At 38.5% G+C, this 17687-nt stretch carries 18 protein-coding genes and 1 pseudogene; 17 read left to right on the top strand and 2 right to left on the bottom strand.

Features of this window, described 5'->3' with window-relative positions; genetic code table 11:
• Nucleotides 1-943 precede the first annotated feature (943 nt).
• From M3194_RS30730 to M3194_RS30700, 6 genes and pseudogenes are all read left to right on the top strand, one after another.
• Nucleotides 944-1528 (top strand): hypothetical protein, encoded by a 585-nt coding sequence (locus tag M3194_RS30730; RefSeq protein ID WP_251657950.1) that lies wholly within the window; start codon nt 944-946, stop codon nt 1526-1528.
• A gap of 121 nt (nt 1529-1649) precedes the next feature.
• Nucleotides 1650-2700: pseudogene (locus M3194_RS30725) on the top strand (IS110 family RNA-guided transposase); the annotation flags it as partial.
• A 293-nt stretch (nt 2701-2993) separates the two neighbouring features.
• Nucleotides 2994-3290 carry a hypothetical protein gene (locus M3194_RS30715; RefSeq protein ID WP_251657947.1) on the top strand — a complete coding sequence of 99 codons (297 nt, stop codon included), beginning with the start codon at nt 2994-2996 and terminating at the stop codon, nt 3288-3290.
• Nucleotides 3291-3472: 182 nt separating this feature from the next.
• Nucleotides 3473-4012, top strand: coding sequence for a hypothetical protein (locus M3194_RS30710; protein WP_251657946.1), 540 nt, complete (start codon nt 3473-3475; stop codon nt 4010-4012).
• Between the two features lie 85 nt (nt 4013-4097).
• Nucleotides 4098-4556: a hypothetical protein gene (locus M3194_RS30705; protein ID WP_251657945.1), complete on the top strand. Its 459-nt coding sequence runs from the start codon at nt 4098-4100 to the stop codon at nt 4554-4556.
• A gap of 235 nt (nt 4557-4791) precedes the next feature.
• Nucleotides 4792-5580, top strand: coding sequence for a hypothetical protein (locus tag M3194_RS30700; protein WP_251657944.1), 789 nt, complete (start codon nt 4792-4794; stop codon nt 5578-5580).
• Between the two features lie 188 nt (nt 5581-5768).
• On the opposite strand, the gene M3194_RS30695 is transcribed toward M3194_RS30700, so the two are convergent.
• Nucleotides 5769-6206 carry a DUF3888 domain-containing protein gene (locus M3194_RS30695; protein WP_251657943.1) on the bottom strand — a complete coding sequence of 146 codons (438 nt, stop codon included), beginning with the start codon at nt 6204-6206 and terminating at the stop codon, nt 5769-5771.
• A 207-nt stretch (nt 6207-6413) separates the two neighbouring features.
• On the opposite strand from M3194_RS30695, the gene M3194_RS30690 reads away from it, so the two are divergent.
• The 6 genes from M3194_RS30690 (at nt 6414) to M3194_RS30665 (ending at nt 11766) form a co-directional block, all read left to right on the top strand.
• Entirely contained in the window at nt 6414-6848 is a 435-nt protein-coding gene (locus M3194_RS30690) for a DUF3888 domain-containing protein (protein WP_251657942.1), read from the top strand.
• Between the two features lie 217 nt (nt 6849-7065).
• Nucleotides 7066-7329 carry a hypothetical protein gene (locus M3194_RS30685; protein ID WP_251657941.1) on the top strand — a complete coding sequence of 88 codons (264 nt, stop codon included), beginning with the start codon at nt 7066-7068 and terminating at the stop codon, nt 7327-7329.
• Between the two features lie 227 nt (nt 7330-7556).
• A complete protein-coding gene (locus tag M3194_RS30680) occupies nt 7557-8474 on the top strand; it encodes an alpha/beta fold hydrolase (protein WP_251657940.1) in 918 nt (305 codons plus the stop codon).
• Between the two features lie 222 nt (nt 8475-8696).
• The gene (locus M3194_RS30675; protein ID WP_251657939.1) at nt 8697-9827 is read left to right on the top strand and encodes a hypothetical protein; all 1131 of its coding nucleotides are present in this window, start codon (nt 8697-8699) and stop codon (nt 9825-9827) included.
• 180 nt (nt 9828-10007) lie between these two features.
• On the top strand, nt 10008-10991 hold the full coding sequence (locus M3194_RS30670; protein ID WP_251657938.1) for a DUF4303 domain-containing protein: 984 nt from the start codon (nt 10008-10010) through the stop codon (nt 10989-10991).
• 202 nt (nt 10992-11193) lie between these two features.
• Nucleotides 11194-11766: an SMI1/KNR4 family protein gene (locus M3194_RS30665; RefSeq protein WP_251657937.1), complete on the top strand. Its 573-nt coding sequence runs from the start codon at nt 11194-11196 to the stop codon at nt 11764-11766.
• A gap of 401 nt (nt 11767-12167) precedes the next feature.
• Here M3194_RS30665 and M3194_RS30660 read toward each other — a convergent pair whose 3' ends face one another.
• On the bottom strand, nt 12168-13433 hold the full coding sequence (locus M3194_RS30660) for an IS110 family RNA-guided transposase (protein WP_251657936.1): 1266 nt from the start codon (nt 13431-13433) through the stop codon (nt 12168-12170).
• A gap of 266 nt (nt 13434-13699) precedes the next feature.
• Between M3194_RS30660 and M3194_RS30655 the strand changes: the two genes are divergently transcribed.
• From M3194_RS30655 to M3194_RS30635, 5 genes are all read left to right on the top strand, one after another.
• A complete protein-coding gene (locus M3194_RS30655; RefSeq protein WP_251657935.1) occupies nt 13700-14158 on the top strand; it encodes a WapI family immunity protein in 459 nt (152 codons plus the stop codon).
• 150 nt (nt 14159-14308) lie between these two features.
• Entirely contained in the window at nt 14309-14938 is a 630-nt protein-coding gene (locus M3194_RS30650; protein ID WP_251657934.1) for a hypothetical protein, read from the top strand.
• 229 nt (nt 14939-15167) lie between these two features.
• Nucleotides 15168-15776, top strand: a complete 609-nt coding sequence (locus M3194_RS30645; protein ID WP_251657933.1) for a hypothetical protein — start codon at nt 15168-15170, stop codon at nt 15774-15776.
• 147 nt (nt 15777-15923) lie between these two features.
• Nucleotides 15924-16478 (top strand): nucleoside/nucleotide kinase family protein, encoded by a 555-nt coding sequence (locus M3194_RS30640; RefSeq protein ID WP_251657932.1) that lies wholly within the window; start codon nt 15924-15926, stop codon nt 16476-16478.
• A 140-nt stretch (nt 16479-16618) separates the two neighbouring features.
• Entirely contained in the window at nt 16619-17080 is a 462-nt protein-coding gene (locus M3194_RS30635) for a hypothetical protein (RefSeq protein WP_251657931.1), read from the top strand.
• Nucleotides 17081-17687: the final 607 nt, after the last annotated feature.

The following is a 17687-nucleotide window of genomic DNA, read 5'->3' as shown; positions in this document are numbered from 1 at the left end:
TTCTACAACCTTATTCCATTCAGCGGTTGTCTGTCACGAAAGAAAAAGGTTCAAAACCTACGAAAACAAGCGAATTTAAGAGAATAACGATTCTCCATAGAGGGAGGATAGTTCCAATATGTGGTATAGTTTTAAACATAGGTTGATTTGTCATGTATGAAAAACTATTGTGTTTCAGGAGGGTCATATGTATGAGGGGGAAACATGAAATTACTGATTAGAAGCGCATTTTTCTTGTTAACCGTAGCAAACATCGCGTCATTAATATACCTAATAATCAACTTTGATTCCCTGCTGAAATCAGAAGGTTTCTTAATTAGGATTATAGGTTTTGTTGCAATGATATTGTTGAATATCTTGTACTTTAAGAAATTCAAGCAATCTGGTCATTAAGCTGCAGGAGAACTTTAGCTTAATCACACACAGCAGCCGGCATATAATGTTCGGTTGCTTTTTATTGAACTCCTATAAAAATAAAAGTAGCTCAAACCTGAAAAAGAGCATAATAAAATAGACCCAGAATAACACTTTTTAAAAAAAGGCTGAGCCTCTGAAGTTGATGCTTATAGAGTTGTGTGGTTGTTTAACATCTTTTATAGAAAAGAAAAGGTAAGGCTGGTGCAACCAGTCAAAAAGGATTCATCTCCTATAAGTGCTACCCATATTGGGTGCGACATTCTGTGATGCACCGTGAAGGTTGGAGTCAGACTAAAGGTTGGGCTCTAATAGCACCATAGTTCATAGACTTTCTTCTCCCAGCCCCATTAGAAGTATTGACAGATTCAAAGCATTTTCATCCTCTGTGGTGCAGCGCTATTTTTGCGCTGCATGGATGGCTAAAGGGCAGGTTAGTTCCAATATGTGGTATCATGTCTGTGGGACTTCTGGGACTGAATGAAGAAATAAGTGATAAATCCATGGACATAGATTGTGGGGCACTCTAATGAACATGAGAATGGTAATATATTCGTTAATAGTCATCATCGCGCTCGGTGGCGGCTATTTATACCGAACCTCCGTGACATATCCTATTAGCAATAATAATGAAGCGATTGACGTAGCGATCGAACGCTTCATAAACAAGGGAAGTACTAGCGAGGACAAGAAAACGATTGATATCCAACTTTCTAGGGATATCGATAACAAGCAGATCGTCCTGTTTACGCTGGACGATCAGACTGGCGTAGCAGAGTTAAGCCGTGGGAAAAACGGCAAATACAAAATTGAGAATGCTGGATATGGGACTAATTGGATTCACCACCAAGTTATTCAGACAAACAATGGATTCTATTACCAAGTAGCAGGTAAAAGAGATGGTATTGGCCGGATCCGCGCATATCTTGACGAAGAAGCAATAGATATTCCCGTTGAAGAAGGTGAGTATTACATCTCTTACTTTAACCTTTTAGAGGAGCCTGAAGCCACGATGGCCAATCGTATGGTCGTCTATGATGTCGATGGTAACGAGCTGGTGCGAATCGGCATATCTAAAGATGAAGTCATTATTGGATCATCTTTAGATGAATAATGACAGGGAAGTAGCCATAAAGCTAAACATTCCTGTAGAGCCTAAGAAATGGGCTTTGTAAAAAAGGGAGCGCCTCGGTATGATGGGTTTGTTCACAACACATCAAGGAGGCGCTCTTACTATGAAGTTTAAGCAAACAGACGCACAAAATCAACGGGTCGAACAAATTACAACCTCACATCTCGTCATTGGAATCGACATGGCTAAAGAAACGCATGTAGCACAAGCTACGAATTTCCGAGGAATCGTGGTTTCCAAACGACATCTCTCATTCTCAAATAGCATTGAAGGATTTGAAAAATTGAACCGCTGGATGACGGAGTTACAGCAGAAACACCGATTAAAGAAGCTCATAATCGGTATGGAGCCAACAGGCCATTACTGGTTTAACCTGGCCAACTGGTTATCAGATAAGGGATTACACGTTGTCATGGTTAACCCTGCTACAACCAAGAGAAACAAAGAAAACCGGGATAATAGTCCATCAAAAAATGATCCCAAAGATGCTCTTATCATCGCAGACTCTGTTAGTCGGGGCTTCTACTACGAGTACACGCGTCAATCACTTGTATTTCAACGATTGAAGACAATAATGAGTGACCGGGAATTCTGGGTGACGAATAGCGTACGACTGCAGAACCGGATCGTACGTTGGCTGGACATTAGGTTTCCCGAATATCCTTCTGTATTCAAAGACTGGACTTGTAAGCGGTCATTGGCGACCCTCAAAACATTTCCTTGCCCACAGGATCTCGAAAACTATACTGTACCGGATGTCATTGACGCCTGGAGAGTGTATATGCAGCGAGCTGGGGGCTCTACAGGGATCGAGAAGGCTGCACTGCTTATCTCACGAGCGAAATGTAGTGTCGGAGAACAAGCTGCTGTAGAAGAAGCGAAAGCAGATTTAAGACGGCTCATTGAAGAATTTGAGCGTGTTGCCACCATGCTTGACCATAAAAGGTCTCGGAAAGATCTTCACTGCGGCTATTTTAGCTGGTACTGGGGATCTGAGGCAGTATGCACATGGCCGTCAGGTAATGCGTAAGGCTGGTCTAAATCTGGCCGAAAGTTCATCTGGTAGGCGAAAAGGTCAAATTGTTCTTTCGAAACGAGGAGACTCCGCCTTGCGGAAATATCTCTATCTTGCGACGGTTCAACTTGTTTGGAATAAAAGTAATGAAGCTGCTGGCCAGCGCCAGCAGCTCTTCTTATCCTTAAATACAAAAGCCCTTCAACTATGAAATATTTAAACCGTATCTTAGTGCTTTGAGATAATCCTGCCCATTAACGTAAAGAAGCTGCCAATCAGTGCCGGCAGCTTCTTACTGATTGAACTAACGTCTCCCGTCCCTCGTTTTTAGGGATTTATCTCACATATACTCACTCATTCGCAGGATTTCATCACCTTAGATCAGATCAATCTTAGGATAGAGAACATAAAGATGAAGTTGTTCAGAACTTAATGCCTGAAAAGGAATTGGACTATGCTTATGCCCTTCAGGTGTTTTGTCACCAAGCAGATGTTATGAAAATAGGGAATGAACTTAATCGTTTTCAGAATTCATCACTAGATTTGCAAAATGGATTTCAAGTACAGCTATTAACTATTGACCAAAAAAAATTCAAAAAATGGGCGCATGCTCTGGGCATTAAAAAATTCCCTGGTTATGTCATACTCAATAAAGAAGATGGGATTGTCCTACAAACACAGGATATAGAAATGGCAAAGAAATATCTTACAGAGCATTCAACTAATTAAGAACTATAGCTCAATGAATACTGCGGCAGCCGATCAGCGATCAGCTGCCGCTTTTATTGAAGTAAAGGGCAGGATACTTCCAAACTGTGTTAAGATATGACTGGAATGCTCTTTTTGAAAGTAGGGAACGGTGGGGAAAAACAATACGCTAATTTAATCTCGAAATAAGACTTTCCAGGGAAGTGATTAATATTCAAACAATATATGTCCGAGTACGACATTGGTTATTCTGGTATGGGGTTTATGGTTTCTGTAGCAAGAGCCGAAATGATGAAATCACGCTTTATTCTGATGAAGATCAAACAAACTTCTTAGGTTATTTTGAACTTACAACCGTGACAAGTATAATTAATCTTTTGAATTACGATATGGATATTATTGGTGATGATAAAGACTATTGTGATGAAATTGAAAGCTTTATTCATGGAGACGAAGATATTCATTATCATTATATATATCCAAGAGACTTAGAAGATGTTTCTCGTCAAGTTCCTCATTCTGCTCCGACGAATATAGATGGGTATAAACCTGTCTATATTGATATGTGGTCAAAATTATCCCAATCTTGGGACATGGATGAGATTAAGAAAAGCGTGAGAATCATTGCAAGAGATTTTTTAGGTTTGAATACAGAAAATGTTGAATTCATAGCTATTCCGACGTTTGAGGAAACAAAATTATCGTACGAACAAGATTATAAGCCTTACGTAAACGAAAGTTGATTCAACTAACGGAGAACGATAGTTCACAATAGAAAATTGCAGCGTATCGGAAGTTCAGTTGCCAAAAGCGGGGTGCAGGCTTGAAATGAACAAAATGGAAGTAATAAAAATGAAAAGTAAATATTGCGACAATGAGCACTACTGTATAGTGATAGACGGAATCCCTCTTGATTCTTTACTTCAAGGTATTAACTCAGAGGAGGATTATGAAGGCTTAATCCCCACTATTTTAGATTGGGTAGATGAACCTAGAGAAAAGTCTCTTGTCTTAAGTCGCTATACATCACCGGAACAAATTGTAATGCTCCCTATATTAATGTGTCCAGATGACTGCGACCTGTGGTGTACTCTGATTGTTGTAGAGGTTGTAAAAGAAGACAGTTTCATCAAATGGAGCAGAATTGGTTTAGACAGAAGTACTAGAGAAGAATTAATCAATGGCTATGAGTGCATAGGAAAAAGAGTTGAATGGTTTGCCAACTTTCCAAGCATGATATTTAAACAAGAAGAGTATTACTCTCAGATAAATAAGTTATTGAGCTAACGGAGAACTTTAGTTGAATAAGAAAAGGGTAGCTAATCAGGTGCAATTTGTCATTAATCCTTGCATGATATACTAATGTAGTTTAGTTCTAATATGTCCATTTAGTTTCCCCCACACATATTCTATGGATTCCACCGCCGTTTACTGCGGGTCCTACGAAACTTAGTACTGCTTCTCACATGAACTTCCTGATACACTCGAAGAAACTGTAGGAGTAACTCGTGGGGGGATTATTTTGACTCAGGCAGACGTAACTCAGATGCTTGTTCGCAAACTAGTAGCCGCTTATTTTACTTCTTGGGCAATTTCCCTTTGGTTGTCCTTTCCTAACATAGTTTTTAGAGGAGCCAACTGGAACGCAGCAGATTATTTGCTTTCGGTTCAAGTGATTGCTTTGTACGCAAGTCCCGTCATCTTTATTTATGGAGTCCTAGTTTCTTCAATCCTTGAAGCAATAGCTGTGAGGTTAAAGGTAAAAGGTCTGATTGCGGTATTAGTATCCGGTTTACTCCATGTCACTTTTGGTCATTGTTTTGGCCTTCTGATTCATTCTCCACAATTAAGCCTCATTGGGGGAGTCGCGTCGTTCCTTTTCTTCAGTTTAGATTTACTCATCGTTCGTTACATCCTGAGTCTTAGATTAAAGACAGGATTAATTTTCTTCGCCTTGCCTATTTTTTCTTTATTGCTTATTGCGGGTACTATCAATGCGATATCGCCTCCGTCGCCTCCGATGCCCCCATTTACGGCAGATGATGCTTTACATTTTGCCACAGCCGGTAAAGGCACATCTATTGACGTTTTCCCTAAGGAAGAGGGAAAAGTTAAGCTGAAAATTGAAAACTATTACATTGAGAGGGAAACGAAAGTTGAGAAATCCTCTCGAAAGGATACTTATAATGTGGTATTCACCGAACGTTGGCGTAAAGGTGAAGAGAATGGTCAATATCAGATGGTTTATGAGGTCAGTCGAGGGAGCATGGAGCTCAAAAGAAGCACTCGACCGAAACCTCCGTATTTGTGATTTAACTATAGCCAGCCCAGTAATGATTGTTACTTAATCGGCTTAGAGTAGCGCTTAGCAGCTTCGCTTTCGCAACTAAGGTTCAGATGCCCTCTACAATACGTTTTGAACTTACGCGCGTTGAACTATCGGGAGACTTTAGTTGAAGAAAAATAACGGGATACGTTAATTAACGTATCCCGTTATTTTCATTTTGCGAGTGGTGTTACATGCTTGTAATCAATCAATTCAATTTTAGGTTCTAATGAAGTATCATTTACTTCACTATTCTGATAAGGGGAGTCATAATTTAAAGTGATTTGGTCTATACCCCAATCCTGCACATTGTTTTCTCCTTGGACTTTAATCATTATCGTTGCTTGATATGTGCATTTGCTTTGGCTTACTAATCGATTAATTTCTACAATTTTGGGCTCGTACCAATGTACTTGTTTGCCATACTGATTTAGCACAAACTTATTTAATTTAGAATGTATAGTGTCTAGGAATATGTCTTCAGTTGTTGCATACATCGTTTTATAAACTGTGTTTCCTTTTGGATGGGCATAGGTGGCTGATGTTTGAGTGACTGAGAAACAGACAAGCACTGCAATGGATAGTGTTAGATATTTCAAGTACTTTTTCATTTGAATTCACCTCAAAGATATAATTTCCATTTGCACGTAGTATTATTAGAATTTTAGGTTGATTAATCTTAAATCATTGAACTACCGGGAAACGTTAGTTCATTAAGTCATTTTAGATCGGCTGCTAACATTTCTCAATTTTCGAGCAGGATGATGTAATGATTTTCCTCATTTTGTGGGAAACTACCCTAAAAAATGAGGTGGGTTATGAAAAGGAATATCGTTGTTATATTAATGGCTGTGGCTATATTCTTTCTTTCACCAACGCAGACTAACGCTCAAAAAAATTATCGTCTTCCAGAGATAGATTCGACCGAGCTGAGATTGCAGGATATGCTAATGAATTTTTTAAATCCCTATATAAACGATGCGGTTCAAGATTATTACGAACATCTTTTGAAGGAATCTCCACATGTTTATCCATATTTCATTGATGTGATTGAGTCCCACAGGATGAATGGATTTCGCGGATTTATCTTATCATTAACACTCGATGTAACGCCTGTTGTCGGGCCTCATATTTCTGTCGGTGAAGACAGAATGACTTTTGAGATCTCATCTGGCCCAACGGTTAAACTTGTAGAATACACTCACGTAAAAACACATGAACTTCCCCCACATTGGCAGGACATTGTTAAGTAGCAAGATATGATGTATTAAACAAACGGGAAACATTAGTGCAATAACAAACTGCCATCTGATCAGTGATCTACAGTCTAGTTATTAGTGAAGTAAGTGGCAGGTATTTTGATTCGTGAAATTTAATGCTATGATTGAGAGGTTTTCTGATATAGACCAGACTTTCTTCAAAATAGAAGTAAGATCATAATAAATTTCAATACAAGGGAAAATCAAATTCATGAGATACATAACATTATCAATAATCTTTACCATTACTCTTTTAGTGGTATTTGCTTTCCTCTTCGGACCTTTTGGTAGTTTTGTTTTACTAGTTGTTGCTGCTGGTGTAATTGGTCATTTATTTTCATTAACAAAAAAATTGGATTCCAGGGTTCATGAACTAGAAAAGCTACAAGGAATTGTTAAGGAGGATGACTTTAATTTGAGTAACGAAGAAATTGAAAAAGAATTAGAGCAGTATATTGAACAAGACGAAAAATAATAAACGTCGTTTTGTCTTCTTAAAAGATACTTCAATTCCATTCGGCAAGGTCCTTAGCGCTCATACGGAATATTAGTTTAAACCAATTCGACAGCAACCGGAGTACAACGTTCGGTTGCTTTTTTTGTTGAACTAAAGGGCAGTTTTGCTTAATAAATACCTGCTGAAAAGGGGTGGCTATTCTGTTAAAATACCAGTAAATGGATGAGTGAAGGGAAGAGGAACAAATGAAGGGATATCTTCCGGCTAACCAAAAAAAGATTTATTACGAAGTATACGGTGAAAAAAAGCTTCCAACCTTTCTATACTTACATGGTGGGCCGGGTATTGGTTCATATGACTTTAATATCGCACAAGCTCAACTCCTGGCGCCATTTATTCGCTTAATTTCTATAGATCAAAGAGGCTGTTTAAGATCGGATGCGATTGAGGAGAATGAGGAAGTTACTTTTCAAACCTTGATTAATGATTTCGAAGCTGTAAGAAACTATTTTAATCTCGATAGTTGGGGTATAATTGGTCATTCATTCGGGGGCTTTTTGGCGATTGAATATGTTTCTCGACATCCCGAAGTAATCGAGAACATAATTTTGGAGTGTCCAACTTTCGATATGCTGGAATCGTTACGCTCAGTTGTTAAAAAAGCTGAACATTTATACAAAACAGATGGAAATAACCGTTTAGCAGAACTGTGTAGCCAAGCCTATTCCATGACTCAACAAGAGTTATTTAATGCATTCAATGAAATTCACGAAAAAAGAGATCAGGTTTATGTACATTCTTTAGCGCCGGATTTTTTTGATGATATTGTTAGTGAATCTGGAATAGAACAAAGTGACTGGCGGAAACAAGCAATGTTTCAAAAGAAAATAAACGAACAGATTTTAAACAGTCCAAATATAGAAAAACTTGATAAAGTAGGTTGTCCCGTATTATTGATCAAAGGAAAATATGATCCAATATGCAGTGAGTATCAGACAAAGGAGCTTATGAAAAGGGTACAAAATCAATCGGTTGCAATTTTAAAAGATTCTTCTCATATGCCTAGGCATGAGGAGCCTAATGCTTTTGCTCAAATAATTAAGTCTTTTATTAATAATGAAATACACGGAGTTAGCTCAGTACAAGACGAAAATGGAGTATAAGATGGAGTTCATAGCTGATTTATTGAAGTAACGGGAAACGATAGCATTATTAAGAAGTACGGCCGCCGGCAACTTTAATTGATGGCCTTTTCTCATTGGGCAGGATAGTTCAATATTTAATGTATTAAACTTACTTTTTAAAGTTATGGTAAAGTACCGAAAAGAGGTGACAAATCTTAGACTTGACGAGTTGGATTACAGCGGATCGGAGGATTACTTTGAATGAGGGTATTTAAAGTTTATCATTTTGGACAAAAGAGCTCAGTCCCGTTTGTATATTTGTTTGATAGGTCAATTGAGTACTTAAATAATCGCAAACTAAATTCAGAAAAAGTTTTATTCAATTTTGAAGGCGCTTCGCATTTTTTAGATCGGATTATTAAAAAGTTTCCTGAACTTTCATCTTATGTGCATCAAATAACTGAACCTATTGAAATGAAAGTAATTTCAAACTTAAATGAAGTATGGGAGTCCCCAAATTACGAAAAAGAAGGAAGCTACGTTAATGCGGAATTATTAGGAGCTGTTTCTGAGGGTATCCCTAGGTCCTACCCAGTCAGTTCGATGTTTTATATTTTTGATAAAATCGACTGGTATCATAATGGTTATGTTGCGGATCCCACATATCGAAATGATCATAAGGTTTCCACTATATTTCCTATTCATTACTTATCTCCTTCAATCGGAGTTTGGTATCCAGGCACTGGTAGGCATGTATGGGCGGTTATTGAAGTGTCATCAGAGCAAGAAATGCTTGAGACAGAAGTTATAAAAACTCTTATATCCTCATTTGGAAAAGTAATTAGAAAAGAAATAGTAACAGTTCCTTCAACTGACGAGAAAAACATTGTAACTAAAGTAAAGGAAATAGGCCAATCGATAGTTAAAGAGTATATTCCCCGATTAGAACACATGATAAAAGAACTCCCATTTCATTATGAAGACAATGAGATTGGTTCCTTTGAGATTTCTCAAAATGTAATCTTAGGTTTATCTGAGAAAATTACTCCCAAAAAATCTATTATTGAGACTTTTATCGGTACTGGATTTATCTATCAGGGAAGTGACAATGGTGTCTACACCATTTCAAAGCAAGATTCATTCCATAATAATATTGAGATTGAGTTTGTATTGGCACCAACCACTAGAAGTTTTGAGTGTCGACTAAAATATCAAAGTCCCTTACACTTTGTCTCATTACTCCTGCCGATTACTCGAACGATACGGAATCAAGATGAAATTAATCAGTACGTAAAAAATGCAAGGTTTCTTGTTGAATACCTTGAAGAAACTGTAATTGAAGAACTTCGATTGTTGTATGGGCCTGGAATTCCATGGTTTCAGTATTACTAACGTTTACTTTGATGTAAATGGTAACTCTATTCATCTTCTCTAAGTAGAACATTTGCTTAAGCGAACAATTATTAAGCTACCGGGGAACATTAGTTTAAAACAACAAACGCGCAGCAGATCAGAGTTAGCTGCCGGAACAAATTTTCAGCTAGATATTAAGAGGCACAGTGGAGGATAACAATGGAATATACGATAGATTTCGACCATTACAAACAAACACTATTAAAGCATTGTCAGAATACCATCGAGGAGTTTGCAAAAAAACCAGAGAATCAAAATGTATACAGTTTCGTTTTAGATGCTGAAGCAACATACGGTGGAATTTATGTCCGGTGGAATTCACTCGATGGCCTGGCTCACACCTTAACCTTTGATTGTTACAAAAATTATTCTGACGAGCGGGTGTATGGTTTTAGAGGTCTTAAGCACAGTGTAGGGGATTTCCGGTTCGAGGATGCTAAGAACGAAGAATTGTGGGATATTAATAATCAATATGGTGCCGTCTTAGATCAGCTATGGGATAAAGATGATGAAGGTGAAGAAGGGAACCGTTACATAAAGAAATTTATGAATATGTTAATTGAGGTTGTTGGCGAACTCTCCTCCTCCTTTGATTTGTTTAACAAAACAGAGGATTTTATAGCTTATGTCGTTGAACATGATGAGGAATGGGATGCCTTTATTCATAAGACGGTATCGAAAGAGCAATTTTACAAGGCCTTTCCAGAAATCAAAGCCTATGAGGAATTTAAAGCCGATATATCGCGCCGTCCGATACAAGAACAGGTGGACTTTTGGTGTCAAACATATATCGATTTTAAGATAGAAAACCCAACAGAACATGTCATGGCGCTAAAGAAACTGTTTAGGTATGACTTTGATATCAAGGATCAGCTAGTATCTATTGGGAAGTCGGCCGTACCAACAGTTGTGACTCTACTTGAAAAAATCGTAAATGATCATAGCACCTCAACGGATGAGAAGGTTAATCTAGCTCCTTGGATATGTCAGAGTATATTGATTGATATCGGTACAGCAGATGAAAATGACATACAAAGACTTATAACTATTTTAGCAAATCAGCGAGAGTCAAATGATTCGAACGCTAGCAATACAGAAAGAATACTAACTGCGATCGATCCTGTACGGTTTCCGAATGGTTAAGATGGTTACAGATTTGAGCCAGGAGTATATAAACTTTAATGAAGCCTGGATCTTACTTATTAGACATCTATCTCAGTTAAAGCTTTAAGCTAACGGCGAACATTAGTTGAACTATCCAGGGAGCACACTACCGGTACAGTTGCTTCCTGTTTTATTAATCTAAAGGGCAGGATACTCATGCGTATATGGAGTGAAATCAATAATGGAATTTACTGAATTGATACGTAAAATGAAAAATGCAGGGGTTAAGTTTGCAAATGGTTTAACTGAATCTGAATTTGAAATTATCGAACAAAAATATATTGTTAAATTCCCACCTGATTTAAAGCAATTTCTGTCGATTGCTTTGCCTATATCAGATGAATTTAATAATTGGAGAGATATGACCGATCGCAATGTTCAAATAATACAGGAAAGATTTAATTGGTGTTTGGAGGGCATGTTGTTCGATATTGAACATAATAATTTTTGGTTGAAGGAATGGGGAAATAAGCCTAACGATTTAGAGTCAGCCAAGATAATTTGTATTGAGCAATTTCGAAGAGCACCGAAGCTAATTCCAATCTATTCGCACAGATATATCCCTCAGATACCCCAGGAATCAGGGAATCCAATCTTTTCGGTTCATCAAACAGACATCATTTATTACGGTGAAAACTTGAAATCCTACTTGATGGTCGAGTTCGACTTGAAGAAATATGATGAAATAAACTTTGAAAGTATCAAAAGAATACCTTTCTGGAGCGATATTATTGAAATTTGGGAAGTAGACTAATTTTCGTTTGTAACATGTCTCATTAAGCTCCCTCGAAATGATTCAATTTCCTCACTCAGACTCATGAATTCGCAGGATTTCATCCTATTGTTAAAATTGAAGAAAAGGATGAGGGAAGAGCCGGTGGCTAGGAGATTGGAGAATGGGCATGAGGAAATAAGGGTACATAGAAATTACCCACATTGTTCCATTATGTGCACGTCTCCACTTCGCCTTAGCGATTATCGCTCCCATGTCTCAACGGGTCATAGCCCTTTCATTCCTTCGTCACATCTTAACTAAGGGGTGGAGGTCGGTCTTTCTATCGGAACGGGTCATAGCCCTTTTGCGTAACGTATCCCGATGCTCCGTGCTTCTTGTTATCCTGCGAATGCTTGAGCCGGTGAGGTACAATCAATCTCTTATGCTACCTGTGGGAAAACTCTGGTTGAATCATAGGCTTCGTTGCTCTTTGCAAGACCAACAAGCATACGTGCCACTTTACCACATAATTTCATGATGGATTTCATCTTCTTAAGCTTCTTTTCCTTCACGTTGTAATGATGTAGAGCTTGAATTTCTGGATTTGTCATCACCATACACATTGTCATAAGGTAGAGGAAATGTCTTAGACGTGGACGGCCGCGCTTGCTTAACACCATCTTGCCTTTCCATTTCCCGGAGCTTGCTTCGGCTATATTTAGACCGGCATGTCGCAGCAAGGCATTCCCGTGTGCATAACCGCTTAGATCGCCGGCTTCACCGAGAATACCAGCAAGACTCGTAGCACTGACACCTTGTATTTCAAGCAGTTTTTGTGCATATGGAATACGCTTGAGAATGAGCTGGAGTTCATCCTTAATTTTTTCAAGCTGGCGCTGCGCCAGGTCATATTCTTCGAGCAAGTGCTGCAGATGAAGCTTGTAAGCATGGAGTGCATGAGTAGTACCAACGCTGCACTTAGCGAGTGCAATGAGAAGATCCGCTCGCTTAACCCCAGCATGACGCTTCATAAATTGCTTCCATCCGGAAATGACTTGCTCCCTCGTTAACCGACGGGCTTCACTAGGCAAGGGAAAGAGTCTGAGCGTTGCAATTGCACCGGCGCAGGTAAGGATTTTAAAAACTTGACGAAGCTCAGGAAAAACAATGTCAACCCAGCGATGAATCTGGTTAACTGCAGCATTGAGGCGCTTAGTAATGGTTTCTCGGTTTGCCATGAGAATACGCAGTTCCTCGTAGGCTTCCGGCTGAAAACGAACGGGGGAGTAATACCCGTTTTTAATCATATCTGCAATGACTAAAGCGTCTTTGTGATCGCTTTTAGATGGTGTATTGTCTCGGTTTTCTTTGTTCTTCTTAACGAGATGTGGATTAACCAGAACAGCTTCAATGCCTTGATCGATAAGCCAGCGTGCTAGGCTAAACCAGTAATGGCCCGTAGGTTCCATCCCGACAATGACTTTATTAAGCTTGTAGGATTTGAGTAGATCCTGGATCCAGCGGCCTAATTGTTTGAATCCTTCAAGATGGCTACCAAACTCCAGTGGATGGCCTAAAGCTATTCCTCGAAAGCTGACAGCGCGAGCAACGTGAGCTTCCTGAGCGATATCTACGCCTACAACTAGATGATGAACGGTAATGTTTTCAATGAGTTGATTTTGCTTGTCTTGTGCCTTAAAATTCATGATAGAGCGACCTCCTGATGTGGATTTAAAGGGCTTTTGACCCGTTGCATAATCCCATCGTACCGAGGCGCTCGTTTTTGTTCAAACGCCAAATTATTCGTTTTACAGGAATTCTATCGGGAAACTATAGCGTAACAATGGGACAGCAGCCGACGTACAACGATCGGTTGCTTTTTTATTGAACTAAAGGGCAGTTCACTTCCACAGAACGGATGAATTGGTGGTAAAATTAATATTAAAAGAAGTAACAGTTATAACGAAATGAGTTGATTATCCTGCTCGATTTTATTGTTCGAGGTAAACAAGGTTCTTTTATACGAATCACTTTAGATGAGATATTCGGTTTTCCGACAACGACAAGCCATTTTGGTGGTTATGATGTTAAAGGATCCACAGAAATCAAAAGCGGGAGCTATTATGTTAATGGCGAAGTATGGTTTTCAACTGGTGATACATACGAGTTCTACAATCAAATAGTTCGTTGTTATACGGCATTAGACGGAACAGCTATATTTTGTTCAACTGAAGAAAACCTCAAATTTGAAGTTAAATTTTACAATCGAGGGCAAGTCGTTATAGAAGGGTGCTTTCAGGAATTTGCACACGAGGACAATGAACTGAAGTTTGAGTTTGAAAGCAATCAAAGTTTTTTTGTGGAAACACTCGATGGATTAAAAAAAGTGGTTAACCAGTATGGGGGACTAAAGGGAGTTCGTTCTGATTGACTCTTTGTTAAGTTATAGGGAGACTATAGCTCAATAACAACACGACAGTAGCCGGTATATAAAGATCGGCTGCTTTTTGCTGAATGAATGGGCAGGATAACTAAATTGGACTAACGAATAAGTTTCATAAACAAGGAGAGGAAGAAGAGATTGCCTTCTTACTTACCAGATTACGAAAAGTTATACGAATGTTCAGATGTTTACTCAACAAGACCTTTTAAGGCAGGTATTGAAGCCGATTTTGAATATTCCTGCGCTTTGTTACGTGGTGATATAAAGCCTTCTGAAACAATTGAAGTTAGACATATGAGGGGAACACACACACCAGCGCTTGCTATCCATACCGGATTTTCCTTATTGCTGCACGATTCGATTATTGAGGCGTTCATCCAAAACCAGATTACTGGCTGGGAAACGTTCCGAATAGCTCTCTACGGAAAAAATAATGAAATCATTCCTAATTATTCAGGAGTTTCCATTACAGGAAGATGCAATCCGCTTGACTATTCCCGCAGCGAAATTGTGTACAGGGAATATCCTGGGGGGATTTTTCCTAGATTTAAAGGTAGCTATTTTAAGGATGATTTTTGGGATGGGACGGATTTGTTCATGGATAATCCTGATACAAGAGGATATACCCTGAATAAGTATGTTTCAGAAAGGGTAAAGAATATTTTTGACAACCTTAAAACTAAAAATTTGGAGTTTACGAATCTCACAGGGACCGAGATTGATGTAATGATGATTGCAAAAGAAAGAAGACCGGAACACTTGAGATAATATCTGTACAAGAGGCAAACTTAAGCGAGGAACGATTTTCGATAGACCGAAGGCTTACGCTATCGGAGAACTAAAGCTCAATAAACAAAGCGGAAGCGGATCAAGGATCTGCTGCCGTTTTATTAATGTAAAGGGCAGCGATTCTCGATAGAGGGAGGATAGTTTATTGGATCGTCCCTGAGACTGGATTTATAATGACAGGTAATAGTACTAAATATGAGGTGCTTTAATGTCCGAATATTCTCAAATACAAACTTATATCAAGAGTGTGCCGGAAAATTTCAAAGACATAATAAGGCAGTATGCAGATTTGTTAGATTCTCTTGGATTAGAATCTAAATACTTTACATCTGAGCAGAAATGGGGACTCTTACACACTTTATGGTTAGGTGGTGATGCAGAGGAACAGCTATTCAATAATGGCTGGTGCCAACTTCATATACGTCCATATGTGACGGGCTGGATCCCTGAGGAAAGAGATGAACCCCAAGATACTTGGTTAGAAGTTAGTTTATTATTTTTAACAGTAGAAATTGAAAATCCAAAAGATGAGATCAAGTCTCTCTTATGGGGAATTATGAAAAAGTTTTCGGATAAGTTTCCTGATAGTAGTGGAGTGTATCTCACAAACGAAGTAACGGATGGAAAACCGTGGGAAGCATTAACTTATGGGGAAGAAGGCATATGGGAGTTTGATGCTGCCATTCTGCCTAAATATTTGTCTTTTAATTATAAGGATTATCCTGCTGATGAAATGTTCACTAAAATTAATGAACATTCAATCTTTGTTGCAAGGAAGGCTATCTGGCAAACTGAGCCTTGGTTGATAATTGATTGAGCTAACGGGGAACGTTAGTTCATCATCATCCAGGAGTAGTTTGTCATAAAGGCAGCTGCTCCTTTTTTATTAAGCTAAAGGGCAGGATAACACAATAATTTCCACGAATATATTTTGAAAAGATTTGAGCCAGTGAAGAGGTGTTATATGGAAAAAGGAAAACAACCGTTTGTTATTGTTATTGCAGCTGTCTCTGGTGGGGGAAAAACAACCATTACTACCCGACTTAACGCCACACTACAAAATTCAAAAGGTCTGTATTTTGATGAATATGATTTCGATGGACCCGAAGATATTATCAACTGGGTTGATAATGGTGCAAATTATGATGAATGGAACTTAACTCCTCTAATTAGAGATTTGAAGTCCCTATTAACCGAGTCATTAGATTATGTTGTATTAGATTTTCCTTTTGCATATAAACACAGTGATATAAAAGACTTAATTGACCTTGCTGTTTTTATTGATACTCCTCTAGATATTGCAATGGCTCGTCGGTTAATTAGAGATCATCATGGTTCAACGGCGGAAGATATTATTGCTGAAATGAGTAATTATATTCTTCATGGAAGACGCGGTTACCTTGAGATGCTGAATTCGATAAAGCCTGATAGTGATATTATTGTAGACGGAACACTAACAGTAGCCGAGATTATAAACGTTATCATCGAGAAAATAGATACTAACAGGCTACTAAGCTAACGGAGACTTTAGTTGAATAAAGACAGTAAAAGCAGCAGGTCTAATGACTTGCTGCTTTCGTGTTTAGTAGAGGGTATTCTGGAATATTTTATCGGTGACTGTACATGCTAATTCGTAATAAATTACGACATGGAGGTTAAATGATGTATCCCAAAATTATTTGTATTTTTATGACGATTGTATGCTTGACGCTTTATTCAGCTAATGCAAGTGCCCAGGTACTAGAAGAGCCAGTTCCGTATATAAAAAGTACAGAGCAATGGTCGGTTCAGCTCTCTAAAAGCGTATCCGAAAACTTAAGTAATGAAAAGCCAAAATCTGATGCTTACAATGAATATAGCCTATTGATTAGAAATACCGGAGAAGCACGAAATAACGTAACAGTCGAAGCATACAGAAATGAACCCAATTCCCACACTAAATATGGATTATGGTCTTCTTCCATCGGACATGTTCAATCCGGTGGTATTGCATTTGAACACACGAATTTACCTGTAGGGATTATGGCGGATACTTTACTTATTGATGTAATGTGGGAGGACTCAGCGACTAAAAACGGAAGAAAATTTAAGCAAACATTTGCTTTTGCAGTAAACCGATAACGTTAAACTAAATGAGGACCGAGGGAGTTCAATAAACACAGCCTGCCGGAGTGATCCAGCAGGCTTTTCAACTACCATGAAAGTACGAACTAACTTTGATGCTCTGTGGTGCATATATCAGATGCATGGATGGCTAACGGGCAGTTTAATTGCAACTTTATGTCCAAGCTTACGTCTAATTTGATATGTGCTTTAGGAGGGGGAATATGAGAACATTTCGGTCAATTATTGTCTGTATAATATCACTAAGTTTAGTTACTGCATGTAGCCAACATAACTCCGAGCAGGATGAATTTGTTGTATTTGCACACCACGAGAATATGAATGATGAATTGAGGGAATCTCTGTTCAAATGTTTAGCTAACGAAGAAATTTTGTATCGGGTCGATAATGATAAAAATGTTTTGATAAAGAATAAAGATGTTGACCATGCGGTTATACGTTGTTCATAAAAATCGAGTAATTTTATTCGTTAACGAAGAACGATAGCATTCCTGTAGAGCGTTAAATTTCCGCTTTGCAAAAAAACGAGCGCCTCGGTACGATGGAAGTACGCAACGGGTCATAGCCCTAAAAATTCCATCATCCTGGAGGACGCTCTACTATG

The sequence above is a fragment of the Paenibacillus glycanilyticus genome, assembly GCF_023715145.1.
GTDB classification, from domain to species: Bacteria; Bacillota; Bacilli; order Paenibacillales; family Paenibacillaceae; genus Pristimantibacillus; species Pristimantibacillus glycanilyticus_A.
This window is presented reverse-complemented; position numbering and strand designations above follow the sequence as displayed.

Bases quoted from the DNA above. Each gene is read 5' to 3' on its own strand.
- M3194_RS30730 (WP_251657950.1), top strand. From the start codon at position 944: ATGAACATGAGAATGGTAATATATTCGTTAATAGTCATCATCGCGCTC.
- M3194_RS30715 (WP_251657947.1), top strand. From the start codon at position 2,994: ATGCCTGAAAAGGAATTGGACTATGCTTATGCCCTTCAGGTGTTTTGT.
- M3194_RS30705 (WP_251657945.1), top strand. From the start codon at position 4,098: ATGAACAAAATGGAAGTAATAAAAATGAAAAGTAAATATTGCGACAAT.
- M3194_RS30695 (WP_251657943.1), bottom strand. From the start codon at position 6,206: ATGAAAAAGTACTTGAAATATCTAACACTATCCATTGCAGTGCTTGTC.
- M3194_RS30690 (WP_251657942.1), top strand. From the start codon at position 6,414: ATGAAAAGGAATATCGTTGTTATATTAATGGCTGTGGCTATATTCTTT.
- M3194_RS30685 (WP_251657941.1), top strand. From the start codon at position 7,066: ATGAGATACATAACATTATCAATAATCTTTACCATTACTCTTTTAGTG.
- M3194_RS30680 (WP_251657940.1), top strand. From the start codon at position 7,557: ATGAAGGGATATCTTCCGGCTAACCAAAAAAAGATTTATTACGAAGTA.
- M3194_RS30675 (WP_251657939.1), top strand. From the start codon at position 8,697: ATGAGGGTATTTAAAGTTTATCATTTTGGACAAAAGAGCTCAGTCCCG.
- M3194_RS30670 (WP_251657938.1), top strand. From the start codon at position 10,008: ATGGAATATACGATAGATTTCGACCATTACAAACAAACACTATTAAAG.
- M3194_RS30665 (WP_251657937.1), top strand. From the start codon at position 11,194: ATGGAATTTACTGAATTGATACGTAAAATGAAAAATGCAGGGGTTAAG.
- M3194_RS30660 (WP_251657936.1), bottom strand. From the start codon at position 13,433: ATGAATTTTAAGGCACAAGACAAGCAAAATCAACTCATTGAAAACATT.
- M3194_RS30645 (WP_251657933.1), top strand. From the start codon at position 15,168: ATGTCCGAATATTCTCAAATACAAACTTATATCAAGAGTGTGCCGGAA.
- M3194_RS30640 (WP_251657932.1), top strand. From the start codon at position 15,924: ATGGAAAAAGGAAAACAACCGTTTGTTATTGTTATTGCAGCTGTCTCT.
- M3194_RS30635 (WP_251657931.1), top strand. From the start codon at position 16,619: ATGATGTATCCCAAAATTATTTGTATTTTTATGACGATTGTATGCTTG.